13 protein-coding genes are annotated in these 17,414 nt (G+C 66.3%); 7 read left to right on the top strand and 6 right to left on the bottom strand.

Annotated features, from left to right (window positions below):
* Positions 1 to 9 precede the first annotated feature (9 nt).
* From CBM2588_RS17075 to CBM2588_RS17085, 3 genes are all read right to left on the bottom strand, one after another.
* A complete protein-coding gene (locus tag CBM2588_RS17075) occupies positions 10 to 801 on the bottom strand; it encodes an SDR family oxidoreductase (protein ID WP_115681625.1) in 792 nt (263 codons plus the stop codon).
* A gap of 225 nt (positions 802 to 1,026) precedes the next feature.
* Positions 1,027 to 2,214 (bottom strand): sulfotransferase family protein, encoded by a 1,188-nt coding sequence (locus CBM2588_RS17080; RefSeq protein ID WP_115681626.1) that lies wholly within the window; start codon positions 2,212 to 2,214, stop codon positions 1,027 to 1,029.
* Positions 2,211 to 3,320, bottom strand: a complete 1,110-nt coding sequence (locus tag CBM2588_RS17085) for a DUF1214 domain-containing protein (RefSeq protein ID WP_115681627.1) — start codon at positions 3,318 to 3,320, stop codon at positions 2,211 to 2,213. The genes CBM2588_RS17080 and CBM2588_RS17085 overlap by 4 nt, the downstream gene beginning before the upstream one ends.
* On the opposite strand from CBM2588_RS17085, the gene cysD reads away from it, so the two are divergent.
* The 7 genes from cysD to CBM2588_RS17120 all read left to right on the top strand — a co-directional run bounded on the left by cysD (position 3,202) and on the right by CBM2588_RS17120 (position 13,361).
* Positions 3,202 to 4,428: a sulfate adenylyltransferase subunit CysD gene (gene cysD, locus CBM2588_RS17090; RefSeq protein WP_269462423.1), complete on the top strand. Its 1,227-nt coding sequence runs from the start codon at positions 3,202 to 3,204 to the stop codon at positions 4,426 to 4,428. The two genes, CBM2588_RS17085 and cysD, sit on opposite strands and share 119 nt — an antisense overlap.
* Positions 4,428 to 6,350, top strand: a complete 1,923-nt coding sequence (gene cysN, locus CBM2588_RS17095) for a sulfate adenylyltransferase subunit CysN (RefSeq protein WP_115681629.1) — start codon at positions 4,428 to 4,430, stop codon at positions 6,348 to 6,350. Before cysD ends, cysN begins: the two co-directional genes overlap by 1 nt.
* Before the next feature lie 164 nt (positions 6,351 to 6,514).
* Positions 6,515 to 7,654, top strand: a complete 1,140-nt coding sequence (locus tag CBM2588_RS17100; protein WP_115681630.1) for a helix-turn-helix transcriptional regulator — start codon at positions 6,515 to 6,517, stop codon at positions 7,652 to 7,654.
* A 351-nt stretch (positions 7,655 to 8,005) separates the two neighbouring features.
* Entirely contained in the window at positions 8,006 to 8,251 is a 246-nt protein-coding gene (locus CBM2588_RS17105) for a hypothetical protein (protein WP_115681631.1), read from the top strand.
* 175 nt (positions 8,252 to 8,426) lie between these two features.
* Positions 8,427 to 8,990 (top strand): J domain-containing protein, encoded by a 564-nt coding sequence (locus CBM2588_RS17110; RefSeq protein ID WP_115681632.1) that lies wholly within the window; start codon positions 8,427 to 8,429, stop codon positions 8,988 to 8,990.
* 311 nt (positions 8,991 to 9,301) lie between these two features.
* On the top strand, positions 9,302 to 12,736 hold the full coding sequence (locus CBM2588_RS17115; RefSeq protein ID WP_439897448.1) for a bifunctional diguanylate cyclase/phosphodiesterase: 3,435 nt from the start codon (positions 9,302 to 9,304) through the stop codon (positions 12,734 to 12,736).
* Positions 12,729 to 13,361: a glycine-rich domain-containing protein gene (locus CBM2588_RS17120; RefSeq protein WP_115681633.1), complete on the top strand. Its 633-nt coding sequence runs from the start codon at positions 12,729 to 12,731 to the stop codon at positions 13,359 to 13,361. The genes CBM2588_RS17115 and CBM2588_RS17120 overlap by 8 nt, the downstream gene beginning before the upstream one ends.
* A 204-nt stretch (positions 13,362 to 13,565) precedes the next feature.
* Here CBM2588_RS17120 and CBM2588_RS17125 read toward each other — a convergent pair whose 3' ends face one another.
* The 3 genes from CBM2588_RS17125 to CBM2588_RS17135 form a co-directional block, all read right to left on the bottom strand.
* Positions 13,566 to 14,561, bottom strand: a complete 996-nt coding sequence (locus tag CBM2588_RS17125) for a 2-hydroxyacid dehydrogenase (RefSeq protein ID WP_115681634.1) — start codon at positions 14,559 to 14,561, stop codon at positions 13,566 to 13,568.
* 53 nt (positions 14,562 to 14,614) lie between these two features.
* Positions 14,615 to 16,207 (bottom strand): aspartate:alanine exchanger family transporter, encoded by a 1,593-nt coding sequence (locus tag CBM2588_RS17130; protein ID WP_115681635.1) that lies wholly within the window; start codon positions 16,205 to 16,207, stop codon positions 14,615 to 14,617.
* Positions 16,208 to 16,268: 61 nt separating this feature from the next.
* Positions 16,269 to 16,856 carry a DUF1344 domain-containing protein gene (locus CBM2588_RS17135; protein ID WP_115681636.1) on the bottom strand — a complete coding sequence of 196 codons (588 nt, stop codon included), beginning with the start codon at positions 16,854 to 16,856 and terminating at the stop codon, positions 16,269 to 16,271.
* Positions 16,857 to 17,414 lie beyond the last annotated feature (558 nt).

Below are 17,414 nucleotides of genomic sequence, written 5' to 3' on the forward strand. Positions count from 1 at the left end.
GCTGTGGGCTCAGGGCATGAAATCGCCACCATTGGCGTCCAGCGAGGCGCCGGTGATGGCCCTGGCGTAGTCTGACACGAGAAACAGCGCAGCGCGCGCGCAGTCGTCGTCGGTCGGCATGCGGCCCAGCGCGATCTGTGCGGTCACCGGCGCGATCACCGTGTCTTCGCTCACGCCCTGCTCGGCGGCGGCGTGGCGCACATAGCCCTGCACCGGCGCGCCCCACATCCAGCCCATGAAGATGCTGTTGGCACGGATGCCATGCGGCCCCAGCTCGCGCGCCAGGTACTTGACCGCCACCGCCAGCGCCCCCTTGGATGCGGCGTAGCCGGATTCGCCCGGCATCGGCTTGCGCGTGGCCTGGGTGTTGATCATCACGATGGCGCCGCCGCCCTGCGGCTTCATCAGCGCCGCCACTTCCTGCGTCAGCGTCATGGTGCCGAAGACATTGGTGTCGAACACCTGGCGCCAGACGTCCAGGTCGGCCGCTTCCACCGGCTCGGGGAAATTGCCGTGCTGGAAGGCGCTGTTGACCAGCGCGTCGATGCGGCCGAAGCGGCGCAGGGTCTCGTGGGCAAGGTGGCGCGACTGGGCGCGGTCGGTGATATCGGTCACCACCTTCAGCACCTCGCAATCGGCGCCGAGGGCATCGATGCGGGCCTGGGCTTCCTCCAGCTTTGCCTCGGTGCGCGCTGCGATGGCCACGGCGCGGGCGCCTTCGCGCGCCGCTTCCACCGCCAGCTTGATGCCCAGGCCGGGGCCGATGCCGGATACGATGACGATCTTGTCTTTCAGCAGCATGTTGGTGTCTCCTGGTTTGGTGGTCTTGTGCCTGTCAGAAAGGCTTGGTGGTTTCTCCCCTCTCCCGCTCGCGGGAGAGGGGCCGGGGGAGAGGGCAGGCGGTGGCATACCGCGGGCGCGACTTCGTCTGACGCTCACGCCCTCTCCCCAACCCTCTCCCGCAAGCGGGAGAGGGAGTACGCAAGCGGGAGTTGGAAAGCCAGAGGCGAGTGCTGGCGTTGCCGGTCATTCGTTTGCGTTGCGGTTCAGGATGTGCCGCGCCCGGTAACCGGCGAAATCTCGCTCGAGCTGCGCCTGGCTCAGCCCGAACCGTTCCGGCGTATAAGCGTGCGCCGCGCGCTGGTTGCGCGGGTTGCTTTCCATCCAGGCCCACATGCCGGCGCGCGCGGCCTCGGTCAGCGGCATGCCGGCGAAGCGGTAGACCGCCTGCGCCACGCCGAACGGATCGCGCACCGTGTCCTCGAAGCGCACGTCGAGGAAGCGCTCGGCCGGCATGGCGTCGCGCACGGCCATGGCGTGATCGGTGCCGCGCCGCATCTGTTCGCTCCACTGGCGGCCGGCCGTGACCGGATCCGGATCGTGGGCGTACAGCTTCCACAGCGTATGCGCCATGCTCGCCATCGACGGGATGGTCTGCAGCGGATCGCGGTGGGTCAGCACCACCTGCGCGCCCGGGAACACGCGGAACAGCACCTCCAGCGTATGCAGGTGCTGCGGGGTCTTCAGCACCCAGCGCTGCGCCGGCACCGTCGAGGCCTCGCCGCGCTGGCGCTTCTGCCACTGCAGGAACTGCAGCATGGTCTTCAGGCAGGCATAGACCTCGGTATGGTCCTGCCGCGCCAGCCAGCCGGTATAGGCCGGCACATTGGCGTAGGAATCCATCGCGCACAGGAACGAATGCTCCATCAGCATGAATTCCTCGTCGGCGGCCATCGCGTCGAGCGGGTGGATGGCAAGGATGTCCGGGATGAACCGGATCATCTGCGCAACCTCTTCGCGCGCCGCGGCGATGCGCCGGCCGGGGTCGCGCACGTCCTCGCCCGGCAGCGGGGCCGGATAGCGGGTCTCCCACCAGGCCGCCGAACTGAAGCGCGCGTCGGTGGCCAGCATGCGCTGCAGCAGCGTGGTGCCGGTGCGCGGCAGGCCGACGATGACCAGCGGATCGTCCACGCGCTCCTGCAGGATTTCCGGATGGCGCCGGCAGAAGTCCTGGATCACCAGCCGGTTGACCAGCTGGCCCCGCAGCTTGCCTTCCAGCATCTGCGCACCTTGCGCCGACAGGTTGGCCTCGCGTGACAGCGAATCCGACAGCACCCGCAGCGCCTCGCGATAGTTGCCCGGGCCGAAGTCGTCCAGGCCGCCGGCCTGCTCGCTCGCCTGCGCCAGCAGGCGTTCCACGTTGATGGCGTTCATGCCTTGTTCTCCCTGAGCGATGCAAGCTTGACCACGCGCGTGCGCGGATGCGCCGGCTGCGCCGCGCCGACCCAGCGCCAGCACATGGTGCCGTTGTGATGGCCGGCGGTTTCCAGCCAGTTGGGCAGGCCCGGGTCGCGCGCGCTGAGGATCACCGTGACGCCGCCGTCGGCGTTGAGCCGGGCGCCGTGCTTGTTGAGGCAGATATCGTGGTAGCGGTAGTCGAGCGATTCCATCCAGTAGTTGTTGATCTGGAAGTTCCAGAACTCGCACTCCGGCACCCGCTCGACCTCGACCACCAGCGCCTCGTCATCGGCGAGCCGCCAGCATGAGTGGTAGTAGAAGATGTTGGGATCGCCGCCCGCCGCCTGGCACACCGCCTGGTCCGCCGGCGGCAGCGCGTTGACATGGCCGCCGTAGCCCTCGGCCCAGTCGGCAAAGATGCGCGCGGTGCCCTCGACAAAACCGGCGGCGCGCAGCAGTCCGGCATGCAGGCGCTCCGCGCTCAGCGCTGGCGGCTTGCCATTGGCGTCGATACGCTCGATCTGCAATTGCGCCGGCGTCTCCGCCTTGCGGTCGAGGAAGGTCTGGCGCACCACCAGCGCATTGGTGGCCGGCTCCATGCGCACCCAGTTGCCCGGCTGCGGCTCGGCGCTGAGCGTGATCTCGAAACTGCCGTCCGGCTCCACGGCAAGCTTGTTGCTGTCGATAAAGCCGGTCTGGACCATGCGTCCGTCGGTTTCATAGCCGCCCTTCTGCGTGCCGAAGCTCAGGTACGCGACCGTGCCGCGCCGGCCACGGATGCGGTACGCCGCGTTGCCGTCCAGGCGCGCGTAGCGGTACAGGTTGTCCGGATTGTCCGCGCCGATCTTGGCGGTCTCGTGCGAGGGCGAAAAGAAGCCGGGGAACGCCGGATCGGCAAATTCCACATGCATCTCCAGCGCAATGCGCAGCAGGCGGCTCAGGTAGCGGAACCCTTCGGCGCGCGTGAGCGCGTCCGCCGGCGCTTCCGGGCGCAGGATCTGCTGCCCGCTGCGCTTCAGTACGTCGCAAAAATCGGCCCAGGTCTGGCCGCTCAGCAATTGGTCTTCGGCGGAGGTCGCCATCTGCCTGCTCCCGTGGTTGGTCGGCGCAGCAACGATACCCAGCGCAGCACGGCTCCTTCCTCGTCCGGGTGGACTAGGAAATGCGCGCCGCGGCCCGCGATTTCTTAGTCCGCCCGGACGAAGTGGCGCAGGCCCCCGGCTCGCTACCTTTTGCCCATGCCAGGCAGCCGCACAACCCTGCGCGGCGCCGGCAAACCAAGAGGAGACCCCGATGTTGACCCACCTGGAGCAACTGGAGGCGGAGAGCATCCACATCATGCGGGAGGTGGTGGCGGAGTGCGAGAACCCCGTCATGCTCTATTCGATCGGCAAGGACAGCGCGGTGATGCTGCACCTGGCGATGAAGGCCTTCCATCCCGCGCGGCCGCCGTTTCCGCTGCTGCATGTCGATACCACGTGGAAGTTCCGCGAGATGATCGCGTTCCGCGACCAGACCGCGGCCCGGCTCGGCCTGGACCTGCGCGTGCACATCAACCCCGAAGGTCTGGCGCGCAATATCAGCCCGCACGAACACGGCTCGGCCGTCCATACCGACGTGTGGAAGACGCAGGGCCTGAAGCAGGCGCTGGACCACTACGGCTTTGACGCGGCCTTCGGCGGCGCGCGCCGCGATGAAGAGAAATCGCGCGCCAAGGAGCGCGTGTTCTCGGTGCGCACCGCCCAGCACCGCTGGGACCCCAAGATGCAGCGCCCCGAACTCTGGCGCCAGTACAACACGCGCAAGCGCAAGGGCGAGAGCCTGCGCGTGTTCCCGCTGTCGAACTGGACCGAGCTCGATATCTGGCAATACATCTACCTGAACCAGATTCCGATCGTGCCGCTGTACTTCGCAAAGGAAAGGCCTGTCGTCGAACGCGACGGCACGCTGATCATGGTCGATGACGAGCGCCTGCCGCTGCGCGCTGGTGAAACGCCGCAACTGCGCAAGGTCCGCTTCCGCACGCTGGGCTGCTACCCGCTCACCGGCGCCATCGAGAGCGAGGCCGACACGCTCGGCGGCATCATCCAGGAAATGCTGCGGGCGACCACGTCGGAGCGCCAGGGACGGCTGATCGACAGCGATTCGGCCGGTTCGATGGAGAAGAAAAAGCAGGAGGGATACTTCTGATGGAAACCCTGATCGACAACGCGCCGGCAATGGCGCAACCCGGCGGCACGCAAGGCGAGATCGCGCAGTATCTGCGCGCCCAGCAACACAAGAGCCTGCTGCGCTTCATCACCTGCGGCAGCGTCGACGACGGCAAGAGCACGCTGATCGGCCGGCTGCTGTATGAATCGAAGATGCTGTTCGAGGACCAGCTGGCGCAGCTCGAGGCCGACTCGAAGAAGATGGGCACGCAGGGCGAGAACCTGGACTTTGCGCTGCTGGTGGACGGCCTGGCCGCCGAGCGCGAACAGGGCATCACCATCGACGTGGCCTACCGCTTCTTCGCCACCGACAAGCGCAAGTTCATCGTCGCCGACACCCCCGGGCACGAGCAATACACGCGCAACATGGTCACCGGCGCCTCCACCGCCGACCTGGCCATCCTGCTGGTCGATGCGCGCCGCGGCGTGCAGACGCAGACACGGCGCCACAGCTTCCTCGTGGCCACTCTCGGCATCCGGCGCGTGGTGCTGGCCGTCAACAAGCTGGACATGGTGGATTACTCGCGCGAAGTCCATACGCGCATCGAGAAGGAATACCGCGAGTTCGCGCGGCAGATCGGGCTGACCGATATCGTCTGCATCCCGATGTCCGCGCTGCGCGGCGACAATATCACCGCGCCCAGCGCCAACACCCCGTGGTACCAGGGCCCGACGCTGATGGACCACCTGGAGAGCGTGCCGATCGACCACGTGCCCGCGCAGGACGAGTCGTTCCGGCTGCCGGTGCAATGGGTCAACCGCCCCAACCTGGACTTCCGCGGCTTTGCCGGCACCGTCAGCGCGGGCGTGATCCGGCGTGGCGACCGCGTGCGCGCCCTGCCCTCCGGCCGCGAAAGCCGCGTCACCGGCATCGTCGGCGCCGGCGGCGAATGCGACCACGCCATGCGCGGCCAGGCGGTGACGCTGACCCTGGCCGACGAGATCGACGTCAGCCGCGGCGACGTGCTGGCCTGCGCCGACGACCCGCCCGCGGTGGCCGACCAGTTCGAGGCCACGCTGGTATGGATGAACGAGGACGCCATGCTGCCCGGGCGTCCTTACCTGCTCAAGCTGGGCACGCGCACTGTGGGCGTGACGGTGGCGCAGCCCAAGTACAAGGTCAACGTCAACACGCTGGAGCACCTGGCCGCGCGCACGCTGGAGCTGAACGAGATCGGCGTGTGCAACCTGCACCTGGACCAGCCGGTGGCGTTCGACCCGTACGCGCGCAACCGCGAACTCGGCGGCTTCATCCTGATCGACCGCCTGACCAACAACACGGTCGGCGCCGGCATGCTGCACTTCGCGCTGCGCCGGGCGCAGAACGTTCACTGGCAGGCGATCGACGTCGACCGCCGCGCGCATGCCGCGCTCAAGCACCAGTCGCCGCGCATCGTCTGGTTCACCGGGCTGTCCGGCGCGGGCAAGTCCACCATCGCCAACCTGGTGGAAAAGCGCCTGCACGCGCTGGGCCATCACACCTACCTGCTCGATGGCGATAACGTGCGCCATGGCCTGAACAAGGACCTGGGTTTCTCCGAAGCGGACCGCATCGAGAACATCCGGCGCGTGGCGGAAGTGGCCAGGCTGATGCTGGACGCCGGGCTGATCGTGCTGGTGTCGTTCATCTCCCCCTTCCGCTGCGAGCGCGAGATGGCGCGCGCGCTGGCCGGCGAGGGCGAGTTCATCGAAGTCTTCATCGACACGCCGCTGGCCGTGGCCGAGCAGCGCGACCCCAAGGGCCTGTACCGCAAGGCGCGCCGCGGGGAGCTTAAGAACTTCACCGGCATCGACTCGCCCTACGAGCCGCCCGAGCATCCGGAAATCCGCATCGACACCACCGGCGACAGCGCCGAGCAGGCGGCGGAGCGGATCGTCGCATGGCTCAGGGACAGGCCCTAGGCTGAACGGACGATGAGGCGGCGGTGGGGGTGGGTACGATGGGCGAGACCGACATTCTGCCGGGAATGCTCACCGTGCCCGCCTGAGGCCAAAGCACTTGCACGGCCGATTGCGTGCTCCCTCTCCCGCTTGCGGGAGAGGGGAGCCACCCACCGCTCTGCCATATGCTGCCAGACCCGTTGCCCGCCGCCGAACTCAGCGCCCTCCTCGCCCAGCTCTATCAAGGCCCCACAGAACCCGTCCCCTGGGCCATCTTCCTTGAAAGCCTCCGCCAGCGCCAGGCCGCCGCCTTCGTCACGCTGGTGCTGCGCCACCCCGCCACCGACCGCCCCGGCCTGATCGTCAACGCCTCCGACTACGGCCCCCACCTGCCCGGTGAGCCGTCATACAGCGAGCAATACTATGCGCTGTGCCCCTTCCTGGACCTGCACCCCGACCGCCTCTTCAGTGCCGACGAGCTGTTCGGCGAAGCCGGCTGGCTGGCGCATCCGTTCTACGTGCAATATCTGCAGCCGCTCGGCCTGCGCTACATCCTGGCCGCCAACCTGGTCACGCCGGATGGCGTCGAATGCGCGCTGTTCATCAGCCGCACCGCCGCGGGACAGGACTTCACCCTCGCCGACAAGGCGCTGCTGCTCGACTTGCTGCCGCACCTGAAACGCGCCGTCGACCTGCATGCCGCGCTCGACGTGCTGGCCTCCGAACGGTCGCTCTACGCCGATGCGGTCGACCGCATGCAGGTGGGCACGGTCATCCTGGACGAACACGGCCGCTGCATCCGCGCCAACGACGTCGCCGGCCGCCTGCTGCGCGCCCGCGACGGCCTCTACCTGGCGGACGGCGCGCTGCACGCGCACTGCCCGATGGAAAACCGCAGGTTCCGCAAGATCCTGGAGAGCGCCGCACAGGCCCACGCGCTGGCCACGCCGCGCAGCGAAGTCACCACGCTCAGCCGGCCCGCCGCGCCCACGCCGCTGAGCGTGCTGGTGCGCCCCATTCCGCTCAGCTACCGCAGCGAGGACAAGGCCCGCCGCCCCGCGGTAGCGGTCTTCATCCGCGATCCCGCCGGTTCGCCGCGCAACACCCACGCCAGCCTGCGCAAGCTGTTCCACCTGACCCCCACCGAGATCGAGCTGGCCCTGCTGATGGTCGACGGGCTGACCCTCGATGAGGCCGCGGCGCGGCTGGGCGTGAAGAAGAACACCGCGCGGGCGCATTTGCGGGGGATCTTTGCGAAGACGGGGGCGACGCGGCAGGCGGTGCTGGTGAAGATGTTGTTGTCTAGTGTGGTGGGGATGGGGTGAAGGACGGCGGCCGGTCAGCTAGTGTCGGCGCAGCTCAGGCTTTGCGTTCGTCGCTGGCTTGCATGGTCGAACCGCGCCTGGCAAATCAACGACCGACCGGTCGGGCTAATAACCGATCGGGGATACCGCCCACATCGAAGCCCATGGGGACCAAAGCAGAGAATACCCTAGCCCGTCGACAAGAACATTGAAGCCCCGCTGATGGGCACCTAAGATGGAGCTTCTGGCGTGAGCGGCGAGCTTGCCCTTGCCCAGTCTGTGGTCTGCGATGACTGGACCTTCCGATCCAGGCGGACCTGCGGTGTAGTGTAGTCCCGTAGCAAGAATAGACCTATAGCTTGGGAGACAACTGTGCTGAGTCATCATGAAATCGCCACGCTGGTCCTGGTGAACGACCACTCCGACGCCACCGAGCTGGACGACGCAGACATGCAGGCGCTGCTTGAAAAGCAGCTCATCACGCTCGAGCGTCTCGGGCCAACCCTTGCGCACCCGCAAGTCACGATTCAAGGCTACGCCTTTCTCAAAGCGGTCGGTCGTGTTCGCGCAAGCGACGGCAAGGCACGCCAGCAAACCGCCTTCAGACCATCGCTTTAACCCCTTGCGAGCTGTCGACTGCCTCGGCCTGCTTTCGCGGCCAGGGGCAGCCGGCCTTGCCAAGGCGGGCATGGCAATCGTCAACGGCGGACAACCTTGCAGTGAAGCCTCGCTGCTGCGCGCCGGGGCGGCGTGCTAGCATGAAGGCCCGCGTTCTCCTCCCGCCCCGCTTCCCATGACCACGCTCTACGCGACGCTTGGCGTACAGGCCGATGCCACCCTGGACGAGATCAAGCTTGCCTATCGCCGTGCGGCAATGAAATGGCATCCGGACCGCAATCCCGGTCGCGAAGCCGAAAGCCATGCCGCCTTCCAGCAGATTCGCGATGCCTATGCGATCCTGTCCGACGCCGAGCAGCGCCAGGTCTACGACGAAGTCTTCGAACGCGAAATGCGCCGCTGGGAAGCCGAGCACGCAGCACAAGAGGCCGAGGAACGCCAGGCACAGGAGCAGGCGAGACGCGTCGCGCAGGAGCATTACGAGAAGATGGTTGCCATCGCGATGCGCTATGCCGACGCAGGGCATTCGCGCGACGTCCTGTTCGGCATCCTGCTGGGCAAGGACTGCGAGACGGAGCTCGCCGGACGAATTGCCGACAGCGTTCATGCACTGCATCAGTCGCGCCACGCATGCGCCGAGCGCGAGGCCGTAGCGCCGGCGGATGCCAGCCCGGCGCGCACCGAAATCCCCGGCAGCCCGTTCGAGGCATTCTGGCAAGGGCTGTTCAGGTTCCGCTAGCAGCGGATTCCGGATCCGCGCGCCGCCGCTCACCACGCATCAGCATCCAGACATCGCACCCATCCATCGATGGCGTGTCGTGTTGCATTGGACCCTGCGTTGATGTGTCTCCACGCCACCTGCTTACCCCCCGCTTTGGTGGGGTGCTGGCGCTGCAAAATTGGATCTCTGTTAACCGCCGTTTGATATAGATTGTAAAGACATTTAGAGCCACGGGTTCGCATAGCAGGGCCTGGCCGTACTTCATCTTTGGTGTCAGCCGTCGGCGAAGACCACGATCTCGTGGTGACCGCCGCGAGCCGGGGGAGACAATGTTGCGTCAGGTGCTTGCGCGCACGCCGAGCCCGCTTGGACGCGTTGGGTCGCGTTCCATCACGGCGGGCACGGTGCTTCTTGGAGCGCTGACGACGGCTGTCGTCTATGCCTTCTGCACCGATCTGCTGGAACGGGATGTGCGGCTGCGCTTCGACAGCGATACCGGCGACGTGGTCCAGCAGATCGATACGCGGATCCGGCTCTATACCGACGTGCTGGTCACGATGCAGGCGCTGTTCGGCGCCAGCGACCATGTCTCGCGCGGCGAGTTTCGCGACTTTGTCGTCGGCCTGAACCTGCCGCAGCGCTACCCCGGTTTCCAGACGCTGAATTACGCGCCCTACGTGCCGGCGCCGGAGCTCGATGCGTTTGTCGCCAGGCAGCGCAATGACCCCATCCTGCGCGAGGCCGGCGTGACGTTCAGCATCCGGCCTCCCGGCCAGCGCCCGGGCTACTTCGTCCTGACCTATGTCGAGCCGCTCGCCACCAACCTGCCTTCCATCGGCGTCGACATGGGTGCCGAACCGCGCCGCCTCGCCGCGCTGGAGCGCGCCCGCGATACCGGGCACCCGGTCAGCAGCGGCCGGCTGATCTTCAGCGAGGCCAGGAATCCTCATGTGGGCATCGCGCTGCGCCTGCCGGTGTATCGCAAGGCGCTGGACCTGGATTCCGTGGAGGCGCGCCGCGCCGCTTACGTCGGCTCGGTCGGTGCCGGCATCCGCGTGGCGGATTTGCTCAAGGACCTGGTCAGCAACCAGAACCTGCGCCCGATCCGCTTTCGCGTCTATGACGCCGGGGACTTTACGGCGCCAGCCGATGCCCTGTCCGCCGGCAACCTCCTTTATGACAGCCGCACCGGGCTGGCCACGCCCCGCCCGGGCCGTGCCGCAGATGGCCGCGCAGCGCCGCGCGCGGGCACGGCGGCGGATGAACCGGCGGCCGCGGCGGCCAGCCGGGACGACCTGACCAGGAGCGTGGAGCGCAACTTCGGCGGACGGCGCTGGGTCATTGCCTTCGCTGCCGACTCGACCGCGATCGGCGGTCCGCAACGCTATCTGCCCACGCTGGTGATCATTTCCGGGATGATCATCACCGTGCTGCTGGGCTGGCTGGCCTACGCCTTGTCGAGCTCGCGTGCACGGGCCGTAGCCGTCGCCGACCAGATGACGCACAGCCTGCGCGAGAGCCAGGCGGCGCTGGCCGAGGCGCAGCAGATCGCCCAGCTCGGCGACTGGCGCATCGACCTGGGCAAGGACGTTGCCCACTTTTCACGGGAAATGGGGCGCCTGCTGGGCTGGCGCGGCCACCGGCCGACCCCGGACACGCTGTTCCAGGCGATCGAGACCAGCCATCGCGCCGTGCTGCGGGAACGGATGGAAAAAGCCGTGCGGGATCGCCAGCCGTTCGAGCTCGAGTGCCCTTACCGTTCGCAACGTGGACGGCGCGGCTGGTTGCATCTGATTTGCCACGCGCAGGGTCCGGCGGGCAACAGTACCGCCTTGCGCGGCACCGCGCAGGATATCAGCCAGCGCAAGGCGGCGGAACAGGCGCGCGCGCAGGAGCACCAGATCGCCCTGCACCTGGCCACGGCCGACAGTGAAGCCGAGGTGCTCGAGGACATCGTCCACACCCTGCTGGAAGGCATGGAATGGGAGGCCGGGGCATTCTGGCCGGCCGACGATGGCCATGGCAACAAGCTGCCGCAGGTATGCCTGAGCCGCGCCAAGGGGCTCGAGCCATGGCTCGCCGCACACCCTGCCCGTACCGCGGGCGCCACGGCCATTGCGGCGCCACAATGGTATGCGGGACTCCATGACCTGGCCCGGCATGCGCACGCCGGATGGCTTGCCAGCGGTGGCATCCGCACGGTATTCGCCTTTCCGCTGAGCCGGGGCCACGTTACCCTTGGCGTGGTCGAACTCTATTCCCGCACCCGGCGCAGCGCCGATGTCCATGCGCTGACGATGGCCGTGGGCATTGCCGGCCAGACCGGGCATTTCCTGCTGCGGCGGCAGGCCGAGGAAAACCTGCGTTTCATCGCCAATCACGATGCCCTGACCGGCCTGCCCAACCGGCTGATGTTCAAGGCCGAGTTCGAAAAGGCCCTGGCACGCGCCCGCGCCGGCGGACAGGCACTGCATGTGATCTTCGTCGACCTGGACGAATTCAAGGTCGTCAACGACACCATCGGCCACAACGCCGGCGATGCCGTGCTCCGCGAAATGGCCGAGCGGCTGCTCCAGGGCTTGCCCGAGGTGGAGTTGATTACGCGCTTTGGTGGCGACGAGTTTGTCGTGCTGCTCGACCCCAAGGGCGATTCGACCGTTCTTGGCCGGACCATCTCGCAACTGCAGGCGGTGCTCACGCCCGCCTTTGTGGTCAATGGGTCCGAGATGCGGATGACCGCCAGCATCGGCATCAGCTCGTTCCCCGAAGACGGCGACGACTGGCAAACCCTGCTCAAGCATGCCGACCTGGCCATGTACGGCGCCAAGCAGCTGGGCAAGAACGGCTACCAGTTCTATTGCCGCGGCATGAGCACCACATTGCAGCGGCGCATCGACATGGAGTCGCACCTGCACCGCGCGCTCGAGAATGATGAGTTCGTGCTCTATTACCAGCCGCGCATCGCGCTGGCATCCGGCACCTGCACCGCAGTCGAGGCGCTGATCCGCTGGCGCCACCCGGAGCTAGGCCTGGTCATGCCAGCGGACTTCATTCCCTTCGCCGAGCAAAGCGGCGCCATCGTCGAGATCGGCGCATGGGCGCTGCGCGAAGCGTGCCGCCAGAACGCCGCGTGGCTGGCGCAGGGACTGCCGCCGGTGCGTGTTTCGGTCAACCTCTCCGCCCGGCAGTTTGCCGACAAAGCGCTCAGGCTGACCATCATCGATGCGCTGCGCCAGGCAGCCCTGCCCGGCAACCTGCTTGAGCTGGAGCTGACCGAAAGCATGGTCATGCGCGATGCCGAACAGGCTTCGAACTGGCTGTCGCGCCTGAAGCGCACTGGCGTGCGCCTGGCCATCGATGATTTCGGAACCGGTTATTCCTCGCTCGCCTACCTGAGCCGCTTCCCGATCGATACGGTCAAGATCGACCGCAGCTTCGTCCGCTATGTACCCGAAAGCCGCAGCGACACGCAGATCACCAGCGCGGTGATCGGCCTGGGCCACAGGCTCGGCCTCGAAGTCGTCGCCGAGGGCGTGGAGAACGAGGCCCAGCTCGAATTCCTGCGCCGCGAAGGCTGCGACGAAGTGCAGGGCTACTACTTCAGCCATCCGTTGCCGCCGGCGAAGATCACTGCCTTCCTCGCCAGACGCATGGAGCATGGCCCCGAGTTCGCACGGAACCGATGCGCGCCTGACCAGGCGCGCCGTCGTGTCGTCGCATTGCAGGCAGTCCAACAAAAAGAGAGGAAACTGGATCATGCATGAACGTACTGTGCAAACCATGTGGCAAGACATCGATGCCCTCGATTTCGAGAGGATGAAGGCCAAGCTGCTGCACCAGCGGCATCGGGACTGGACTCCGGCGTCCCTGGAGCAGGCCGAGGACGGCTACCGCCAGTTCCTGAAGCTGGCCGCGAAGTATCCGGAAACACCGGCAGTGCCCAGCGAGCTGGTCGATGCCTTCTGGCATGCCCATATCCTGGATACCCGGCGTTATGCCGACGACTGCATGCGCATCTTCGGCCGTGTGCTGCATCACGATCCCTACGTTGGCATCGACGGCCCGGAAGACGAGGCACGCCTGCTGGCGCTGGCCGCCTCCAGCGACGCGCTGAACCTGCGCGAGTTCGGCAGACCGCTTACCTCCGCGGCCTACTGCGCACGCGCTGCAACGGACCACGCCGCGTATTGCGCGCGCATCGGCGAAAAGAAGGATGCCGCGTACTGTGCCCGGCTGGCTGAAAGGAAGGATGCCGCCTACTGTGCTCGCCTGGCGACGGATGAGGCCGCCTACTACGCACGGGAAGCGGAAGGCGGGCTGGGACAAGCGCCCTCGGTCACGGCGAGGCCCGCTTATTGCGCGGTGAATTCGCCTCGGCGTGTTGCTTGACTTCGGATCAGGAAGGCACCCATCACGTTTGGCCTGGGTGCTACCGACCACTGGTACAACCTGCAGATCGCTCCCCGTTATCTGTCAGGTGATTGTGAATGCGCGGCCCTGCCGCGCATTTTTTTCAGCTGGGTTGGGCGGCCGGCCTTTTCAGGGAGCGGTTTAAGCCATTGGCGGGGCGCGACATGAGACCGCCAGCCGTGTTCAACTGGCGCTGACTTCGTTAGTGAGCGACTTGCCGCTTTCGAACTCCGTCACGCTGCGCAAGGTTGTTTCGCAAATGGTGGTCACGGCCTCGCGCGTGAGGAAGGCCTGGTGCCCGGTCACGATCACGTTAGGAAAGGTGATTAGCTGCTGCAGCACGAAGTCGTCGACGATGGTGCCGGACAGGTCGCGGAAGAACAGGTCCGCCTCCTGCTCGTACACGTCGATCGCCAGGCCGCCGAGTTGCCCGGTCCTGAGCGCTTCGATCACTGCTTCCGTGTCGATCAGCCCGCCGCGACTGGTGTTGATCAGCAAGGCGCCTGGCTTGGCGCGCGACAGCGTTTCGGCGTTGATGATGTGATGGGTCTCGGGCGTGAGCGGGCAGTGCAGCGAGATGCAGTCCGCGCTTGCGCCGATTTCCCCCTCGTCCGCGTAGCGTCCGCCAAGGGCCTCGAATTCCGGGGATGGGTACTTGTCGTAGCCGATCACGTTGCAACCGAACCCGACCATGATTTTCGCAAACACGCGCCCGATCTTGCCGGTGCCGATCACGGCCACGGTCTTGCCGCACAGGTCGAAGCCCATCAGGCCTTCGAGCGAAAAATTGAAGTCCCGCGTGCGGTTGTAGGCGCGGTGGATCTTGCGGTTGACCGCCATCAGCAGGGCCACTGCGTGCTCGGCGACCGCGTTGGGCGAGTAGTCGACAACGCGCACTACCTTGATCCCAAGCGCCTGCGCGGCTTTCAGGTCGACGTTGTTGAACCCCGTGCAGCGCAGCGCGACCAGCCTGGTGCCGCCGCGACCGAGCGCTTCCAGCACGGTCGCATCGGCCCGGTCATTGACGAAGATGCACACGGCGCCGTGACCCGCGGCGAGGCCAACCGTCTCACTGTCCAAGGGCACGTCGAAGTACTTGAGCTGATGGCCTTCAGCCGCATTCGCGGCATCGAGATGTTGACGATCGTAGGACTTTGCGCTGAAGACGGCGATTTCCATGATGTGTCTCCGCGGCGAATCGCATGGCGCGCTTCGCCCAGGTTGCCCCTGCACTATCCGCCAGCCAGCGTGGCGGCGACCTGTACGAACAGGATCTTCACAATGGTCATTGACGGGAAGATCATCGAGTAGCCAAGGTCGGGCCGGTCGGTGGGCGCGACGCGGTTGGCAAAGGCAAGGATGGCGGGATTGCCGGTCGCGCCGCAGATCACGCCCACCGCCAGGTCGAACGGCAGCCTGAAGACCCAGAGGCAGAAAATCGCAGTAATCAGCAGCAGGGCGAGCAGGATCACCACGCCATAGATCAGGAAGGACACCCCGGTTACGCCGATGGTGGCGAAGAACTTCGGCCCGGATGCGATGCCCACCTGTGCCAGGAAGATGGTCAGCCCGAAGTTGCGCAGGACCAGGTTGGCCGACAGCGGCATGGTCCAGACGAACGGCCCGAGACGGCGCACCCGGCCGAGCACGAGGGCAACCAGCAGCAGCGCCGCCAGCCCCAGCGCCAGCGTGCCGACGCCGGGAATCGGCACCGGGATCAGCCCCACCAGCAGCCCGAGCGCCGCGCCGATGCCGATCGAGATAAAGCTCAGTTCGGCGGTGCCCTTGATGGAGTCGCCAAACAGCGCGCGAATCGGCTTCATGTGGGCGCGATTGACCAGCAGGCCGACGCGGTCACCGAACTCGAGGGTGAGGTCATCGCGGGGCATCAGGTCCGCATCGCCGCGCCGCACATGGGCGATCGAGCAGACCATGCCTTCGGGAAAACGGATATCGCGCAGCGTGTGCCCGACCACGAGCCGGCTTGAGGCGAACACGCGCATATAGTCCAGGTCTTCGCGATGGCTCGTCATGCGGCCTGGCTGCAGCTCTCCGCACAGCGAGGTGGCTTCACGCAGCGCGGCCGGGTCGGTGGCGGTCGCGAGCAGCACGTCGTTGGCCTGCAGGACCAGGTCATCGGCGGACGGGTAGTTGTGGTGGGCGCGACGCACGGCGGCAATCGCTACCCCTTCCGGCAGGCGCGCTACCACCTCCGGCAGCCGCAGGCCGATAAACGCCGGGTTGGTCAGCGCAATCTCGGCGGTCTCGATCAGCTTTGGTGGCGGCCGCACGATATTCGGCTTGAGCAGCGCGGTGAGGGCATACAGAAACAGGATCGGCCCGGCCACGCCGACCGGGTACGCGACGCTGTAGCCCACTGCGGCGCCGTCGCTCTTCATCGCCGTCATCGCGGCCTGCAGGCTTGCCGTACTGGTGCCCGCGCCGGCGAACATTCCCAGCGACTCGTCGAGCTTAACGCCGACCAGCGGCACCAGCGCAACCGCGACCAGTCCGGAGCCAACCACGCCAAGGACCGCAGCGGCGTTGGCCTTGATGCCATCGGGGCTGGTCAGCCCCTTGAAAAACTGCTCCCCGTACTGGATCCCAATGCCATAGAGAAAGAGCAGCAGCCCCAGGGTGCCAAGGATGGCAGGCGGCGCGGCCTTGGGCGCGAACCCGCCGATCGCCAGCCCCACGAACAGCACCGCGCCCGAACCGAGTGACACGCCCTTGATACTGATCTCGCCTACGACATAGCCCAGTGCAACCGTGAGGAACAGCGTGAGCAGCGGCTGGGTTTCGAGCAATGTCCGGACTGCATCCATGCCGTTCTCCGCTGGAGGTTCTGAAACACTGCGGGCGAGGCAAGCGACGGGTTCTGGAGCCCTACCTGGCCGCAGCCGGCTGTACGGACACTGCAACGGCCTCGGTATAAACCGCTTCGACCCGGTCGCCCGTCTTGATGCCATTGAGGCGTGTCGTGTCCCCTACCAGCAGGACCACGGTGCGTCCCTTTGGCCCCTTCAAGGTGACCGTCCTGGCGCTGGTGTCGAAGGCAACGACGTCTGCCGTGACGGTGACTTCACGTCCGACCGTGCCGCCCGGCTTTGCTCCGGGCGCAGCGCGCTCCGAGATCTCGCGCTCATGCATGGCCAGCGGACCACTGCCCTTCTTCAGGCTCATGGTCAGCGCTTCCCTGTACTCCACCGTGACAGTGTCGCCGACCTTGAGCTGCTCGAAGTTCCTGGCGTCCGGCCCCACGACGAGATCCCTGGTCTTGCCGTCGCCGGATTTCAGCCGGACCGTCCGCGTCGGCGCATCGATCTTGGTGATCGTGGCGGTGACCTTGGCGGTGCCGGTCGCAGTCGCCCCTTCAGGCGACTGCGTGACATCCACGCGGGTTTCGGGTTGCGCCCATGTTGCCGTGGTTGCCACCAGCATTGCCGCCGCGGTCAGTAGCGTCTTGCATTTCATGCCATCCTCCGTTTTCTGATCGGGCCGATGTGCGTCTTGTTCTGAACTCTAACGTTAGCCCCGGACGCAACAGAACTGAATCTTTTCGGATGACGAGATAAGAAAAACTTCCGGCCAACGGATGCGACCGCCTTGACTAACCTGACGTTGCGGTCGGCGTGTCTCCTGTGCGGGCTTTACCGAGGCAGTTCACTTGAACCGCACAGTGAGTACTTCAATTGCACGGAGTACCTGGGAGAGAGATTCCATCAATGGTTTTCCCACGACAGAAATCACGGGGGGTAGTGGCAACGTCTTCCTGGTCCAGCTCTCGGTCGAGGGGCAGTTTTCCGATTTTGGTGCAGCAAGAGCGAAATTCAGTCGAAAGTGCCGGAGTATTCGTCATGGCGGGAGAATCTACGGCGGGTTGCTGAGGTGTCCGGCCACTTTTGGCCGCCGAGGGCTGGGCGGGTTGTTCAGATGCCGTGCCACTCTTTCTCGCCGGAGCAGTCTTTGCTGGCTGTCCGGTTGACGGGACATTTCCCGTCGCCGGACGAACCCTTGCAGGTGGCTCGGGTG

Origin of the sequence: Cupriavidus taiwanensis (assembly GCF_900250075.1) — a bacterium.
In the GTDB taxonomy this organism is placed as follows: Bacteria; Pseudomonadota; Gammaproteobacteria; order Burkholderiales; family Burkholderiaceae; genus Cupriavidus; species Cupriavidus taiwanensis_C.

What these genes read in the sequence shown, in the direction of transcription:
- CBM2588_RS17135 (WP_115681636.1), bottom strand. Translation starts at nt 16,856, where the DNA reads ATGAAATGCAAGACGCTACTGACCGCGGCGGCAATGCTGGTGGCAACC.
- CBM2588_RS17085 (WP_115681627.1), bottom strand. Translation starts at nt 3,320, where the DNA reads ATGGCGACCTCCGCCGAAGACCAATTGCTGAGCGGCCAGACCTGGGCC.
- CBM2588_RS17125 (WP_115681634.1), bottom strand. Translation starts at nt 14,561, where the DNA reads ATGGAAATCGCCGTCTTCAGCGCAAAGTCCTACGATCGTCAACATCTC.
- CBM2588_RS17130 (WP_115681635.1), bottom strand. Translation starts at nt 16,207, where the DNA reads ATGGATGCAGTCCGGACATTGCTCGAAACCCAGCCGCTGCTCACGCTG.
- CBM2588_RS17080 (WP_115681626.1), bottom strand. Translation starts at nt 2,214, where the DNA reads ATGAACGCCATCAACGTGGAACGCCTGCTGGCGCAGGCGAGCGAGCAG.
- CBM2588_RS17075 (WP_115681625.1), bottom strand. Translation starts at nt 801, where the DNA reads ATGCTGCTGAAAGACAAGATCGTCATCGTATCCGGCATCGGCCCCGGC.
- CBM2588_RS17110 (WP_115681632.1), top strand. Translation starts at nt 8,427, where the DNA reads ATGACCACGCTCTACGCGACGCTTGGCGTACAGGCCGATGCCACCCTG.
- CBM2588_RS17100 (WP_115681630.1), top strand. Translation starts at nt 6,515, where the DNA reads ATGCTGCCAGACCCGTTGCCCGCCGCCGAACTCAGCGCCCTCCTCGCC.
- cysN (WP_115681629.1), top strand. Translation starts at nt 4,428, where the DNA reads ATGGAAACCCTGATCGACAACGCGCCGGCAATGGCGCAACCCGGCGGC.
- CBM2588_RS17120 (WP_115681633.1), top strand. Translation starts at nt 12,729, where the DNA reads ATGCATGAACGTACTGTGCAAACCATGTGGCAAGACATCGATGCCCTC.
- CBM2588_RS17115 (WP_439897448.1), top strand. Translation starts at nt 9,302, where the DNA reads ATGTTGCGTCAGGTGCTTGCGCGCACGCCGAGCCCGCTTGGACGCGTT.